General features: G+C 66.4%; 17 protein-coding genes and 1 pseudogene. 4 read left to right on the forward strand and 14 right to left on the reverse strand.

Annotation, left to right across the window (positions count from 1 at the left end; all coding sequences use genetic code 11):
- Positions 1-40: 40 nt before the first annotated feature.
- Positions 41-749: pseudogene (locus KEC55_RS14900) on the reverse strand (SURF1 family protein).
- Positions 750-833: 84 nt separating this feature from the next.
- On the opposite strand from KEC55_RS14900, the gene KEC55_RS14905 reads away from it, so the two are divergent.
- Positions 834-1,043 (forward strand): twin transmembrane helix small protein, encoded by a 210-nt coding sequence (locus KEC55_RS14905; protein WP_282506023.1) that lies wholly within the window; start codon positions 834-836, stop codon positions 1,041-1,043.
- A 174-nt stretch (positions 1,044-1,217) separates the two neighbouring features.
- Here KEC55_RS14905 and KEC55_RS14910 read toward each other — a convergent pair whose 3' ends face one another.
- From KEC55_RS14910 to KEC55_RS14945, 8 genes are all read right to left on the reverse strand, one after another.
- A complete protein-coding gene (locus KEC55_RS14910) occupies positions 1,218-2,075 on the reverse strand; it encodes a cytochrome c oxidase subunit 3 (protein WP_059233128.1) in 858 nt (285 codons plus the stop codon).
- Between the two features lie 138 nt (positions 2,076-2,213).
- A complete protein-coding gene (locus KEC55_RS14915; protein ID WP_021163748.1) occupies positions 2,214-2,414 on the reverse strand; it encodes a DUF2970 domain-containing protein in 201 nt (66 codons plus the stop codon).
- Positions 2,415-2,430: 16 nt separating this feature from the next.
- Positions 2,431-3,039, reverse strand: coding sequence for a cytochrome c oxidase assembly protein (locus KEC55_RS14920; protein ID WP_282506024.1), 609 nt, complete (start codon positions 3,037-3,039; stop codon positions 2,431-2,433).
- 35 nt (positions 3,040-3,074) lie between these two features.
- Positions 3,075-3,215: a cytochrome oxidase small assembly protein gene (locus tag KEC55_RS14925; RefSeq protein WP_282506025.1), complete on the reverse strand. Its 141-nt coding sequence runs from the start codon at positions 3,213-3,215 to the stop codon at positions 3,075-3,077.
- Positions 3,216-3,296: 81 nt separating this feature from the next.
- The gene (gene ctaD, locus KEC55_RS14930; RefSeq protein WP_021163746.1) at positions 3,297-4,904 is read right to left on the reverse strand and encodes a cytochrome c oxidase subunit I; all 1,608 of its coding nucleotides are present in this window, start codon (positions 4,902-4,904) and stop codon (positions 3,297-3,299) included.
- 43 nt (positions 4,905-4,947) lie between these two features.
- Positions 4,948-6,546 (reverse strand): cytochrome c oxidase subunit II, encoded by a 1,599-nt coding sequence (gene coxB / locus KEC55_RS14935; protein WP_175847423.1) that lies wholly within the window; start codon positions 6,544-6,546, stop codon positions 4,948-4,950.
- A gap of 57 nt (positions 6,547-6,603) precedes the next feature.
- Positions 6,604-7,128, reverse strand: coding sequence for a DUF2244 domain-containing protein (locus tag KEC55_RS14940; RefSeq protein ID WP_282507537.1), 525 nt, complete (start codon positions 7,126-7,128; stop codon positions 6,604-6,606).
- 195 nt (positions 7,129-7,323) lie between these two features.
- On the reverse strand, positions 7,324-8,289 hold the full coding sequence (locus KEC55_RS14945) for a methyltransferase domain-containing protein (RefSeq protein WP_282506026.1): 966 nt from the start codon (positions 8,287-8,289) through the stop codon (positions 7,324-7,326).
- Between the two features lie 81 nt (positions 8,290-8,370).
- Here KEC55_RS14945 and KEC55_RS14950 point away from each other — a divergent pair, with 81 nt between their 5' ends.
- Positions 8,371-9,168: a ComF family protein gene (locus KEC55_RS14950; protein WP_282506027.1), complete on the forward strand. Its 798-nt coding sequence runs from the start codon at positions 8,371-8,373 to the stop codon at positions 9,166-9,168.
- A gap of 105 nt (positions 9,169-9,273) precedes the next feature.
- Positions 9,274-9,744: a tRNA (uridine(34)/cytosine(34)/5-carboxymethylaminomethyluridine(34)-2'-O)-methyltransferase TrmL gene (trmL, locus tag KEC55_RS14955; RefSeq protein WP_282506028.1), complete on the forward strand. Its 471-nt coding sequence runs from the start codon at positions 9,274-9,276 to the stop codon at positions 9,742-9,744.
- 34 nt (positions 9,745-9,778) lie between these two features.
- On the opposite strand, the gene KEC55_RS14960 is transcribed toward trmL, so the two are convergent.
- The 5 genes from KEC55_RS14960 to KEC55_RS14980 all read right to left on the reverse strand — a co-directional run bounded on the left by KEC55_RS14960 (position 9,779) and on the right by KEC55_RS14980 (position 12,689).
- Positions 9,779-10,303, reverse strand: a complete 525-nt coding sequence (locus KEC55_RS14960) for an O-acetyl-ADP-ribose deacetylase (protein WP_282506029.1) — start codon at positions 10,301-10,303, stop codon at positions 9,779-9,781.
- A 92-nt stretch (positions 10,304-10,395) separates the two neighbouring features.
- A complete protein-coding gene (locus tag KEC55_RS14965; protein ID WP_176049601.1) occupies positions 10,396-11,394 on the reverse strand; it encodes an NAD(P)H-dependent glycerol-3-phosphate dehydrogenase in 999 nt (332 codons plus the stop codon).
- 25 nt (positions 11,395-11,419) lie between these two features.
- Positions 11,420-11,902 carry a protein-export chaperone SecB gene (gene secB, locus KEC55_RS14970; RefSeq protein ID WP_011353285.1) on the reverse strand — a complete coding sequence of 161 codons (483 nt, stop codon included), beginning with the start codon at positions 11,900-11,902 and terminating at the stop codon, positions 11,420-11,422.
- Positions 11,903-12,009: 107 nt separating this feature from the next.
- Positions 12,010-12,270 (reverse strand): glutaredoxin 3, encoded by a 261-nt coding sequence (gene grxC / locus KEC55_RS14975; protein ID WP_006477722.1) that lies wholly within the window; start codon positions 12,268-12,270, stop codon positions 12,010-12,012.
- Positions 12,267-12,689, reverse strand: a complete 423-nt coding sequence (locus tag KEC55_RS14980) for a rhodanese-like domain-containing protein (protein WP_124452157.1) — start codon at positions 12,687-12,689, stop codon at positions 12,267-12,269. Before KEC55_RS14980 ends, grxC begins: the two co-directional genes overlap by 4 nt.
- Positions 12,690-12,823: 134 nt before the next feature.
- Here KEC55_RS14980 and gpmA point away from each other — a divergent pair, with 134 nt between their 5' ends.
- The gene (gene gpmA / locus KEC55_RS14985) at positions 12,824-13,570 is read left to right on the forward strand and encodes a 2,3-diphosphoglycerate-dependent phosphoglycerate mutase (protein WP_282506030.1); all 747 of its coding nucleotides are present in this window, start codon (positions 12,824-12,826) and stop codon (positions 13,568-13,570) included.
- The last annotated feature ends 122 nt before the right edge of the window (positions 13,571-13,692 follow it).

A 13,692-nucleotide genomic window follows, 5' to 3' on the forward strand; every position in this document is an offset into this window, starting at 1 on the left:
AACGAACCCGCGGCGCCAGCGCCGCGTCCTGGCATGGCGCTCATGCGCCGGCCGACTTCTTCGCCGCACGCCGCGCGGCGTACAGGCCGAAGCCGAGCGCGGCTGCCGCCATCGCCCACCACTGAAACATGTAACCGTAATTGCGCTCGACGCCGGTCGTTGCCGCCGGCCAGTCGCGCACGAGCTTGTCGCCGTCGTCGCTGGTCTGCTGGATCACGAACGGCTGCAGCGGCAGCCCCGTTTCCTTCGCATACCCGGCGACGTCCAGGTTCTGCCGGATCTTCTGATGCGCGCGACCCGCCTTCACCAAGCTCGAACGCACGCGATGCGTCGGCACGCGCGATGCCGACGATCTCCACGTCGCCCGCCGGCGTCGCGAACGGCTCGATCGCCGTGCGATCGGAAATATTGCGCGGCAGCCAGCCGCGGTTCACGAGCACGACGCCGCCGCCCGTGAGTTTAAACGGCATCACCACGTAAAAACCCGGCTGGTCGTTATACGGCCGATTGTCGAGGAACACCGCCTGCTCGGGCAGAAACCGGCCCTTGGCCCGCACGCGATGGAACTCGATCGACGCGAGCGGCATCGGCTGCGCGCCGACGTCGACGGGCGAAGCCTGCTCGTAGCGCGCGATGCTCGCCTGCAGCGCTTCCTTCTGGTGCGCACGGTCGCGCTGCCAGAAGCCGAGCCGGATCGTCACGGCGACGACGACGAGAATCAGCAGCGCGGGCAGCCAGCGGATCTTCATCATGCGGCCCGCCCGGCACATGCGCGAAAGCGAAGTGCGATAATTATCCTCTTCCTTTCGAATTGCCGTCGTCCGGTTCGTGTCATGCACATCCTCGTTCCCATCGCCTTCGTCCTCATCATTGCCAGCATGGGCTCGGCGCTCTACTTCATGATGCACGACCGCGGCCACACGAAGCGCATGGTCTGGTCGCTCGCCACCCGCGTCGGGCTGTCGGTGTCGCTGTTCCTGCTCATCCTGATCGCGAACCAGATGGGCTGGATCCATTCGACCGGCCTGCCGATCGGGCGTTGATCGATTCGACGCCGCGGCCGCTGTGACATTTCGCCGCACGGCCGCGCCACCAAGCAAAAGCGCCGCCTGACTGAGTCGCGGCGGCGCCAGGGTGGTGTCGCTCGCAGCCTCGCTGCCGCGCCCACGACACCAATGAAAACGGCCCGCGCATTGCTGCGCGGGCCGTTGTTCCATTTACAGCCAGTAGACGACGACGTACAGGCCAAGCCAGACGACGTCGACGAAGTGCCAGTACCACGCGGCGCCTTCGAATGCGAAGTGATGATCGGGCTTGAAGTGGCCGCGGATCATCCGCACCAGCACCACCGCGAGCATCGTGCCGCCGAGGAACACGTGGAAACCGTGGAAGCCCGTCAGCAGGAAGAACGTCGAACCGTACACACCCGAGTTCAGCGTCAGGTTCAGTTCGTTGTACGCGTGGTAGTACTCGAAGCCCTGCAGGAACAGGAAGCAGATACCGAACGCGAGCGTCGCAGCCAGCCAGGCGATCGCCTTCTTGCGATGATCGTCACGCAGTGCGTGGTGCGAGATCGTCAGCGTCACGCCCGACGACAGCAGGAACGCGGTGTTCAGCGTCGGGATCGGCCACGGGCCCATCGTCTTGAAGTGACCGGCGAGCGCGGCTGGGCCTTCGTTCGGCCACACGGCGGAGAAATCCGGCCAGATCAGCTTGTAGTCGAGGCTGCCGAGCTGGTGCAGTGCGATTTCACGCGCGTAGAACAGCGCGCCGAAGAACGCGCCGAAGAACATCACTTCCGAGAAGATGAACCAGCTCATGCTCCAGCGGTACGACTTGTCGACGTTCTTGCCGTAATGACCGCCTTCCGATTCGGCGATCGCGTCGCCGAACCAGTGATACAGCGTGAAGAGCAACCACAGCAGGCCGAGCAGCGCCGTAAACGGCGCCCAGTCGTGACCGTTGATCCACAGCGCCGCCGATCCGAGCATGACCAGCAGGCCGATGGCCGCACTGATCGGATGGTGCGACGGATGCGGCACGAAATAGTACGGGGTCTGGTTTTGACCGCTCATGCTTGATTCTCCACTTCTGTCCAATTTGTGTACCGGAAACCGCTCCGGCTTTATTTCTTGCGCGGCACGACTGCTACCGCTCTTTCCTGCACGCAGCGCCGTGGCGCCGCGCACTGCATTCTTTCGTGACCGCGGGCCTCAGCCCACGACGGCGCGCACGATCAGGATCAGCACGCCGATGAACACGCCGGCCGCGAGCAACGCAACGATCAGCACGTGCAGCGGATTCAGTTGCGTCGCGTCAGCCTCCAGGTCGCGCCGCTTGCGCACCCCGAAGAACGACCACAACACGGCTTTCAGCGCCTGGCCGAACGACCCGCCCCGCTTGACCTCCGTCATCGCCCCGCCTCCGTCGTCATGCGTCCGGCTTCGCCGCGCCCTGCGCCGCGGTGCTCCGCTGCGCCGGCGCCGGCGTGGCCGGCGTATTCAGCTCGAAGAACGTGTACGACAACGTGATCGTCTTCACATCCTTCGGCAGTTTCGGATCGATCACGAACACCACCGGCATCTTGCGCGATTCGTTCGCGGCCAGCGTCTGCTGCGTAAAGCAAAAGCACTCGATCTTCTTGAAAAACTCCGTCGCCTGCTTCGGCGCGTAGCTCGGAATCGCCTGCGCCACGACCGGCCGGCCCTGCCCGTTCGTCACGTCGTACACGATCGTCATCAGTTCGCCCGGGTGCACGTCGAGACTGTTGTGCTCCGGCTTGAAACCGAGCGGCCCGCGCGCGTTCGCATCGAACTCGACCGACACCGTGCGGCTGTAGTCGACCTGCGAGTTCTTCACCTCGCGCTCGCTGACATCGCGCTGCACCAAGTTGTTGATGCCGGTGATCTGGCAGATCGCCCGGTACATCGGGATCAGCGCGAAGCCGAAACCGAACATCAGCCCGGCCACGACGAAGAGCTTCACCAGCATCGAACGATTGAACGCGCGATCGACGGCGCCCTCTTCCGGCTTCGACATACGACTACTTCCTCGCTACTGCGTCTATTGCTGCATCAGTGAGTGGACAGCCACCACTGCTTGATCACGACACCCACAAAGAAAACGGCGGCGATGATGAGCAGAATGAGGCCGAGCCGCTTGTTGCCCGCGCGAATCTGCTCGGGCGTTCGTCTTTCTTGTGGATTCCGGTTCATCTGAAACTTCGCTGAAATCTCGATTCCGCACCCCGCCGCGCCTGCCTGCGCGGCAGGCAGCGGCGGAGCGCTGGGTGAAACTTACTCGACGTGCGGCGGTTGCTCGAACGTGTGGAAGGGAGCCGGGCTCGGCACCGTCCACTCGAGGCCCGTCGCGCCATCCCACGGCTTGTCCGACGCCTTTTCCAGTTCGCCGCCGCCACGGTAGGCCGGCAGCGCGACTGCGAACAGGAAGTACACCTGCGCGAGGCCGAAGCCGAATGCGCCGATCGTCGCGACCTGGTTGAAGTCCGTGAACTGCGCCGGGTAGTCCGCATAACGACGCGGCATGCCGGCGAGACCGACGAAGTGCATCGGGAAGAACGTCAGGTTGAAGAAGATCATCGACGCCCAGAAGTGGATCTTGCCGCGCGTCTCGTTGTACATCCAGCCCGTCCACTTCGGCGCCCAGTAGTACCAGCCCGAGAACAGCGCGAACAATGACCCGGCCACCAGCACGTAGTGGAAGTGCGCCACCACGAAGTAGGTGCCGTGATACTGGATGTCGAGCGGCGCCATCGCGAGCATCAGGCCCGTCAGGCCGCCGAACGTGAACACGAACAGGAAGCCGATCGCGAACAGCATCGGGGTTTCGAACGTCATCGAGCCGCGCCACATCGTCGCGAGCCAGTTGAACACCTTCACGCCCGTCGGCACCGCGATCAGCATCGTCGCGTACATGAAGAACAGCTGGCCGGTGACCGGCATGCCCGTCGCGAACATGTGGTGCGCCCAGACCATGAACGACAGGATCGCGATCGAAGCCGTCGCATACACCATCGAGCTATAGCCGAACAGCGTCTTGCGTGCGAACGCCGGGATCACCTGCGACACGATCCCGAACGCCGGCAGAATCATGATGTACACCTCGGGGTGGCCGAAGAACCAGAAGATGTGCTGGTACATCACCGGGTCGCCGCCGCCTGCCGCGTTGAAGAACGACGTGCCGAAGTGGCGATCGAACAGCACCATCGTGATCGCGCCTGCCAGAACCGGCATCACCGCGATCAGCAGGTACGCCGTGATCAGCCACGTCCATGCGAACATCGGCATCTTCATCAGCGTCATGCCCGGTGCGCGCATGTTCAGGATCGTCACGACGATGTTGATCCCGCCCATGATCGACGATGCGCCCATGATGTGGACCGCGAAGATCGCGAAGTCCATGCCCGGGCCCATCTGCGTCGACAGCGGTGCGTACAGCGTCCAGCCGGCAGCCGTCGCGCCGCCCGGCGCGAAGAACGAGCCGACCAGCAGCACGGCCGCGACCGGCAGCAGCCAGAAGCTGAAGTTGTTCATCCGCGCGAACGCCATGTCGGATGCGCCGATCTGCAGCGGAATCATCCAGTTCGCGAAGCCAACGAACGCCGGCATGATCGCGCCGAACACCATGATCAGGCCGTGCATCGTCGTGAGTTCGTTGAAGAACTCCGGACGCATGATCTGCAGGCCCGGCTCGAACAGCTCGGCACGGATGCCGAGCGCCATGACGCCGCCCGAGAGGAACATGATGAACGAGAACAGCAGGTACAGCGTACCGATGTCCTTGTGGTTGGTGGCGAACAGCCAGCGCCGCCAGCCGTGCGGCATTTCGTGCGCGTGGTCGTCGTGCGCGTGGTCCGCGGCTACGTCGTGCCCGATGCTAGACATGAGAATCTCCTAATGCGAATACGTCGACTAACTCAGCGACACGTCAAGCCGCCGGACCGATCTCGACCCGCCGGGCTTCCTTAGCGTCAGCCCCGCCCGTGATCGTTTCCGGCTTTTTCATGATGATGTGGTCTTCCGCCACGCCTGCTGCCTTCAGCGCATCGCGCACGGCCTGTGCACGATGCTTCGCCAGCTCGGCGTTCGCGTCGGCCGAGCCCGTCTTGTCGGTGAAACCCGACAGCGCGAGCTTCGCGTCCGGATGTGCCTTCGCATAGTCGGCCGCAGCGGCGATCGCCGCTTTCGCGTCGGCCGGCAGCACGCTCTTGCCCGTTTCGAAGTAGATCGTCGACAGCGCGGCCGATGCCGCTGCTGCTGCCGGCTGCTCGGCGGCGCCCGACGCGGCTTGCGCCGGTGCCGAAGCCGCTTCAGCCGGTGCCGCTGCCGCGCCCGCCGCGTCTTCCGGCATCTTGCCGTTGCGCGCATCAGCCACTTGCTTCGGCTGCAGCAGGTCGTTCTTGTGGTTGCCCCACGAGTTGCGTTCGTACGTGATGACCGAAGCGATGTCGAGATCCGACAGCGACGCCCACGACGGCATCGCGCCCTTGCCGTGCAGCACGCGCTCGACGTGGCCGGCGATCGGGCCGTTCACGATCGGGCTGCCGTCCATGGCCGGGAATGCGCCGAGGCCCTTGCCGCTCACCTGGTGGCAGGCCGCGCAGTTCGCCTTGTAGACTTCCTCGCCGTGCGCGACGAGTTCAGCCATCGTGTAGACCTTGTTCGGATCGACTGCGGCGCTGGCCAGCTTGGCCTTCTGCGCGGTCACCCACTTCGCGTAGTCGTCTTCCGACAGCACTTCGACGACGACCGGCATGTACGCGTGTTCCTTGCCGCACAGCTCGGTACAGAAACCGCGGAACGTACCGACCTTGTCGGCCTTGAACCACGTGTCGCGCACGAAGCCGGGGATCGCATCCTGCTTCACGCCGAACGCGGGCACGTACCACGAGTGGACGACGTCGTTCGCGGTCGTGATGATGCGGATCTTCTTGTTGACCGGCACGACGAGCGGGTTGTCGACTTCCTGCAGATAGGTGTCGGTGATCGGCTTCTTGCCCATCACTTCGTCACGCGGGGTGCTGAGCGTCGACAGGAAGCCGATGCCCTCGCCCGGGCCCTTCACGTAGTCGTAGCCCCACTTCCACTGGTAGCCGGTGACCTTGATCGTGAGATCGGCGTTCGTCGTGTCCTTCATCGCGACGACGGCCTTCGTCGCCGGCAGCGCCATCAGCACGACGATGACGAACGGCACGATCGTCCAGATGATCTCGACGGTCGTGCTTTCATGGAAATTGGCGGCCTTGTGGCCTTTGGATTTGCGGTGCGCGAAGATCGAATAGAACATCACGCCGAACACGCCGACGAAGATCACCGTACACAGGATCAGCATCATCGTGTGGAGATCGTAGAGCTCCTCGGCGATCTTCGTGACAGGCGGCTGAAAGTTGATCTCGTTGACACGGGGGCCGCCCGGGCTATCACCGACCGCCAGGGCCGCACCGGCAAAGAGCAATCCGCTGCATGCCAGCACGCCCGCGAGGGCTCGCTTGATTGTTTTCATAGCATCCTTACCCAAAATTTCCATTCAAACCCTCCCCCGTCGCAAGTCGCCGGCCTGTTTCCGGCCGGTGCCCGCGCCTCGTCAGCCGCAGCGCCTGAGCGACACGCGCAGTTCGTCGGCGAACTGCGCACGCTTGTACTGCGCGAGATGCTGCCCGATTACGACGGTCTGCCCGCGCGATACCAGTCGAATCGGATCGCGTGGCGTCGCACCCGGCTCGACCCGCACCCAGCGCGGGTTGAATTCGATCTGCGTGAGCCGCTCCGCATCCATCCGCTCGATCACGAGCCGATGCGGAAACAGCCTGATGCGCTCGTAATCGACCGCATGGCGAGCATAAACCGCAAATGCGACACCCACCGCCAGCAACTCGATTCCGGTAAAAGGCATGACGAGCCAAGCCCCTATCCACATCAGCAACGTCGCGATCACCAGCGAGAAGCCCGCGAGCGACGCGTAAAACAGCACGAACTGGCGTGGCGACACCGAACAGTTGCGTTTCATCAGCCAGTCTTCGAGGACCGGCTCGCCGTTCGTCGTCTCCGCCAAAACCCTCGCTGCTTCCATCGCCGCCTCACGCGAATGGCATGCGATGCATGCCTGCATCGGACTCGTCGCCCCGTATTGCGGGGACCCCGGGACGACAAGCTGACGCATTATAGGCGGGTTCAATGGCATCCACAAGCAAGCGCCTATCGCCCCGCAAGCCAAGCGCGACAAGCTTTTCGGCCGTTTTTCGCGCTAATTCGACCCCGCTTTGCGCCGCTAATTTCAGACATAACAAAACCCCTCTTTACCGCTTTACCGATTCTTCGGACGCCCCTTGCCGATATCCTCGATGCGCACGATCCCGTGCCCTTCGGCGGTCGTGCGCGGTACGGCCTTCCAGGCGTGGCCGTAGATCACCTCGAAGGTCAGCGGAATCGTGCCGTCCTCGCGCCGGCGCGCCTCCAGCGCGTCGCCGAGTGCCGCGCGAAAGCGCCGCGTCGCGTGCTGCGGCGCCGTGCGCTCGAACGGATAGGCGCCCCAGCGGCGCACGTCGGCCAGCAGGGAATCGGGGGATTTGTAGGTGACGGTCAGCACTTCCTGATCCATCACGGGAATCTCGAAGCCGCTCTCGACGAGCATGTCGCCGAGGTCGTGCATGTCGACGAAATCGATGACGCGCGCGGCCGGCGGGGCCATGCCCAGCGCCGCTTCGGCGTCCGCGCAGGCCGCGCGCAGCTCGCGCAGCGTGTCGGGGCCGAGCGTGCTGAACATCAGCAGGCCGTTCACGCGCAACACGCGCTGCCATTCGGGCAGCACCGCATCGGGGCGCGAATGCCAGTGGAGCGCGAGATTTGACCAGATCAGGTCGAACGCGCCGCCCGGGAACGGCAGCGCGGCGAAGTCGGCCTGCGCGACGCGCGGGCCGCGCTGGCCCAGCGCGCGACCGAGCGACGCCGGCAGCCAGCGGCGCCAGTTGGTCTGCTCGACCTCGCGCTGACCGGCCCGCGCGAGCATCGCGCCGGACAGGTCGACGCCGAACACGGGGGCTTCCGGAAAGCGCGCACGCAGCGCCGGCAGGTCGTCGCCCGGGCCGCAGCCGGCATCGAGCACGGCCGTGGGGCTCACCTTGATGTATTCGAGACGCTCGTTCATCCGCTGCGCGATCTCGCGCGGCAGGAACGCGACCGCATCGAACGTGGCGGCACGGCGGTCGAAGATCCGCCGCAGCCGCCTGGCGTCATTGGCCGGACGGCCGGTGGAAGTCGAAGCTGGGGACATGTCGGGCACACTGGCGAAGAGCCCGAAGTATACTCGCTCGCCCCGGAAGCTTCATTGAGGCGGGGTGGCAGGAGTGTTGCGATGATCCGCAGTTCCGCCGAGCGCACGATGCGCGTCGTTTTGTCGCAGGTTCGCGTGCTGGCGGTGAAGGTCGCCGCGGCCGCACTGCCGAATCGCTGCGCACTGTGCGGCAATTTGTCACACGCCGTGATATGCGATGCTTGCGACGCCGCGTACTGGAATGAAGCGCGCTTGCGCTGCGATGCCTGCGCGCTGCCGCTGGGCGCCGGGCAGACGCGTTCGCGCGGCGGCGGCCGGACCGGCGCCGGCCACCCGGCCGCGTACCGGTGCGACGCGTGCCGCACCGCGCCGCCGCCGTTCGACGCCACGCTCGCGCTCGCGGATTACCGCGCGCCGCTCGACGGGCTCGCGCGCGGCCTGAAGTTTCATGCGCGACTCGCACTCGGCGCAGAATTCGCGGCCCGGCTCGCGCGACTGGTCGACGATACGCGCGGCGTGGACCGTTTCGACCTGGTCGCACCGGTGCCGCTGTCGCACCGGCGGCTCGTCGCGCGCGGCTACAACCAGGCGTGGGCGATTGCACGCCCGCTCGCACGCCGGCTCGACGTGCGAGCGGACGCGTCACTGCTCGCGCGCGTCGCCCACACGGCACCGCAGTCGCGGCTCGACCGGCAGGCACGGCGCGACAACGTGACGGCCGCGTTCGCGGTAACCGGTGACGTCACCGGTCGCCACGTCGCGCTCGTCGACGACGTGATGACGTCCGGCGCGACGCTCGCGGCGGCCGCGCACGCGCTGCAGGCGGCAGGCGCCGCGCGCGTGACGAATCTGGTTGCGCTGCGCACCGCCAGGGATTAATTAGATAGAGAGGCCGGCCGCGCCAACGTGGCCACGGCCGTCACGAACCGGCCAGCCGGGAACGCGCACGTTGCGCCGCCCCGGCCGGCCCAGCCAAACCGAAACATGTTCAACGTCGTCCTCGTCGCCCCCGAAATTCCGCCGAACACCGGCAACGTGATCCGCCTGTGCGCCAATACGGGCGCGCACCTGCACCTGATCGAACCGCTCGGCTTTCCGCTCGACGACGCGCGGATGCGCCGCGCCGGCCTCGACTATCACGAGTATGCGCAGATGCGCGTGCACCGCGACTGGGATGCGTTCCTCGCGTCCGAAGCGCCCGATCCCGCGCGGATGTTCGCGTTCACGACACGCGGCTCGGGCCGCTTCCACGATCATGCGTTCCTGCCGGGCGACTGGTTCGTGTTCGGCTCGGAAACCCGCGGCCTGCCCGCCGAGCTGCTCGAACGCTTTCCGAACGAACAGCGCGTGCGCCTGCCGATGCGGCCGGACAACCGCAGCCTGAACCTGTCGAACACGGTCGCCGTGGTCGTGTTCGAGGCATGGCGCCAGGCCGGCTTCGAAGGCGGCGCCTGACGCTCGCCGGGCGCAACCCGCGAGGCAGAATGCATCAGGCTCGCGTGAGCCGCACGCGATACAGGTCGTAAATGTCGGGGGAAAAGCACGCGAACACCACGCGTGCGAGGCTCGGCGCCTGCGGCAGCATTTCGGCGACGGCGCCCACTGCGATGCCGACGGCCTCTTCGACCGGATAACGGTAGATTCCGCAGCTGATTGCGGGGAACGCGATCGACGTTGCGGCGACCTCCTCGGCCAGCTCGATCGCCCGCCGGTAGCACGACGCGAGCAGGTCGGCCTCGCCGCGCCCGCCGCCGTACCACACGGGGCCGACCGCATGAATCACGTAGCGCGCCGGCAGCGCGTGGCCACGCGTGAGCTTCGCGTCGCCCGTGTCGCAGCCGCCGAGCGTGCGGCACTCGGCGAGCAGGCCGGGGCCGGCCGCGCGGTGAATTGCGCCGTCGACGCCGCCTCCGCCGAGCAACGAGCCGTTCGCGGCGTTGACGATCGCGTCGACATCGAGCGTCGTGATGTCGACGACCTGCGCGTCGAGCGTGGTGGAACCGATCTGCAGCATGACACCCTCCCGGAACGCCGGAGACTGTTCAAGCGTAGTCCGCTTTGGCGCCGCACGCCCGGCGCAACCGCACCGGGCAGCGCCGGTTCGCGCTACTCGGCGCGCGCGTCGCGCCGCAGCAGGCCGCTGACCGCGTCGCGCGGTGCGATGCCGTCGAACAGCACGCCGCATACGGCTTCGGTGATCGGCATTTCGATCGACTGCGCGCGCGCAAGCGCCAGCACGGCCTGCGCGCAGCGTACGCCTTCGGCCACGTGGCCGAGCGCACCGAGGATGTCGTTCAGCGTGCGGCCGGCCGCCAGTTGCAGGCCGACCGTGCGGTTGCGCGACAGGTCGCCCGTCGCGGTGAGGATCAGGTCGCCGAGGCCCGTGAGGCCCGTGAAGGTTTCCGCGCGGCCGCCGAGCGCCACGCCGAGCCGCGACATTTCGGCGAGGCCGCGCGTGATCAGCGCGGCGCGCGCGTTCAGCCCGAGGCCGAGGCCGTCGGCAATGCCGGTCGCGATCGCCAGCACGTTCTTCACCGCGCCGCCGACCTCGACGCCGACCACGTCGTCGCCTGTATAGATCCGCATTGCGCCATGGTGGAACGCGGCAAGCGTGCGCTCGCGGCACGCGGCGGACGCGCTCGCCACCGTCAGCGCGACGGGCAGCGACTGCCCGACCTCGCGCGCGAAGCTCGGGCCCGACAGCACGCCGTTGCTCTGCTGTTCGGGCAGCTCGGCCGCGATCACCTGGTGCGGCAGCAGATGCGTATCGGCCTCGAAGCCCTTGCAAACCCAGACGATATGCGCAGGCACACAGCCTGCGTCGCGCATCGCGTGGCACAGCGTGCGCAGCCCGGCCACCGGCGCGGCGATCACGCACAGTGCGTCGTCCGCGGCGCCATGCGCGAGCGCGACGCCGAGATCGGCGTCGTAGCGCAACGCGTCAGGCAGCGCGATGCCGTCCAGATAACGGGAATTTTCGTGCCGGGCCTGCAGCCCGGCGATGAGCGCGGCGTCGCGCGCCCACAGAAGCGTATCGTGCCGCGCGGCCAGATGGCCCGCGAGCGCGGTGCCCCAGGCACCGGCGCCGAGAACGGCTACTTTCATACCCAGCACCGGTCCGAGTGAAACGTCAGTTCAGCGTCGTGCCGTTCGGCGCGCCTGCTGCTGCGCCGGCCTGCTGCTGAAGCTGCGCGAGACGCTGCTCGTACAGCGCCTGGAAGTTGATTTCCGCCAGGTGGATCGGCGGGAAGCCTGCGCGCGTGATCGCGTCGGCGATGTTCGAACGCAGGTACGGGAACAGGATCGTCGGGCATGCGATGCCGACGAGCGGGTCGAGCTGTTCGTCCGGAATGTTGCGGATGTCGAAAATGCCGGCCTGCTTCGCTTCGATCAGGAACGCGACCTTGTCCTTCACCTTCGCCGTGACGGTACCCGACACGACGACTTCGAACACGCTTTCCGCGAGGCGGTCGGCCTTCACGTCGACTTCGACCTCAACCGACGGCATGTCCTGCTCGAGGAAGATCGCCGGCGAATTCGGCTGCTCGAGCGACATATCCTTCAGGTAGACGCGCTGAATGTTGAAGAACGGTTGGTTTTCGACGTCGGACATGGTGTTTCCCTAAAAGTGGTGACGGGGCGGCCCGGCTTCTCGCCGGCCGCCACGGATGAATCCTGCGCGCCCAAGCCGCGGCGCGGCCGGCGGCCATTCTGCCCTAATCAGGCTGCTTGCAGAAGCGGAACGAGCCCGCCTTCGCGGTCGAGCTTCGACAGATCGTCGTAGCCGCCGACGTGCGTGTCGCCGATATAGATCTGCGGCACCGTGCGGCGCCCCGTGCGCGTCATCATTTCCTCGCGGCGGGCCGGATCGCGATCGATCAGCACCTTCTCGATCTGCTCGACACCGCGCAGCTTCAACAGGCGCTCGGCCTGCATGCAATACGGACACACCTGCGTGCTGTACATCAAAACCTTGTTCACTTCGCCACTCCTTGTTTGACGACCGGCATCCCGGCCTGCTGCCAGGCGGCCACACCGCCTTCGAGCACGTGCACCTCGGCGTAACCCGCCGCCTCGACCTCGCGCGCCGCCTTCTGCGACTGCTGGCCGTTCTGGCAGACGAGCAGCACCGGCGTGCTCTTGTTCTTCGCGACCTGCGCGATTTTCGCGCCGATCTCGCCCGCGGCGACCTGGCGCGCCGACGGCAGGTGGCCGGCAGCGAAATCGGCCGCGGCGCGCACGTCGATCACGATCGCGTTGCGGCGGTTGATGAGTTGCGTCGCTTCTGCGGCCGACAGGCCGCCACGGCCGCGGCGCAGTGCAGGCCAGGCCAGCAGGCCGCCGGAGACCACGAGGATCGCGATAAGGGCCAGGTTCGTGTAATCGGTAAAGAACGTCACGGAATTCCGCCGGAAAAAGAGAAATCGGATGAGGACAATCCCGCCATTATAAAATAACCGTCTTGCGCGATGGCGGGCCCCGGTCGGGTCCCGTGCGATGCGCCCCGCTTCCTTCACTACCGACCGCAAGATCCATGTACAAACTCGTTCTCATCCGCCACGGCGAATCGACGTGGAACAAGGAAAACCGCTTCACCGGCTGGGTCGACGTCGACCTGACCGAACAGGGTCGCAACGAGGCCTACCAGGCCGGCGAATTGCTCAAGGAGTCCGGCTACACGTTCGACATCGCGTACACGTCGGTGCTCAAGCGCGCGATCCGTACGCTGTGGCACGTGCAGGACCGGATGGACCAGATGTACCTGCCGGTCGTCCATTCGTGGCGCCTCAACGAGCGCCACTACGGCGCGCTGTCCGGCCTGAACAAGGCGGAAACGGCCGCGAAGTTCGGCGACGACCAGGTGCTCGTGTGGCGCCGCAGCTACGACACGCCGCCGCCCGCGCTGGAGCCGACCGACGAGCGCGCGCCGTTCAACGACCCGCGCTACGCGAAGGTGCCGCGCGAGCAGCTGCCGCTCACCGAGTGCCTGAAGGACACGGTCGCGCGCGTGCTGCCGCTGTGGAACGAGTCGATCGCGCCGGCCGTCCGCGCCGGCAAGCAGGTGCTGATCGCCGCGCACGGCAACTCGCTGCGCGCGCTGATCAAGTACCTCGACGGCATCTCGGACAGCGACATCGTCGGCCTGAACATCCCGAACGGCGTGCCGCTCGTGTATGAACTCGACGAGAACCTGAAGCCGATCAAGCACTATTACCTCGGCGACCAGGAAGCGATCGCGCAGGCGCAGGCCGCCGTCGCGAAGCAGGGCAAGGCGGGCTGACGCCCATCGCGCCGGGCGTGCCGCGTCCGGCGCGACGTGCCCGGCCACCGTCAGGCACGCCGCGCGAACCTTCGCGCGCCCGGCGCTGTCGAATCCGCTTTCGAACCCGCAGCGCGTCCGGC

The sequence above is a fragment of the Burkholderia cepacia genome (assembly GCF_029962485.1).
Classification (GTDB): domain Bacteria; phylum Pseudomonadota; class Gammaproteobacteria; order Burkholderiales; family Burkholderiaceae; genus Burkholderia.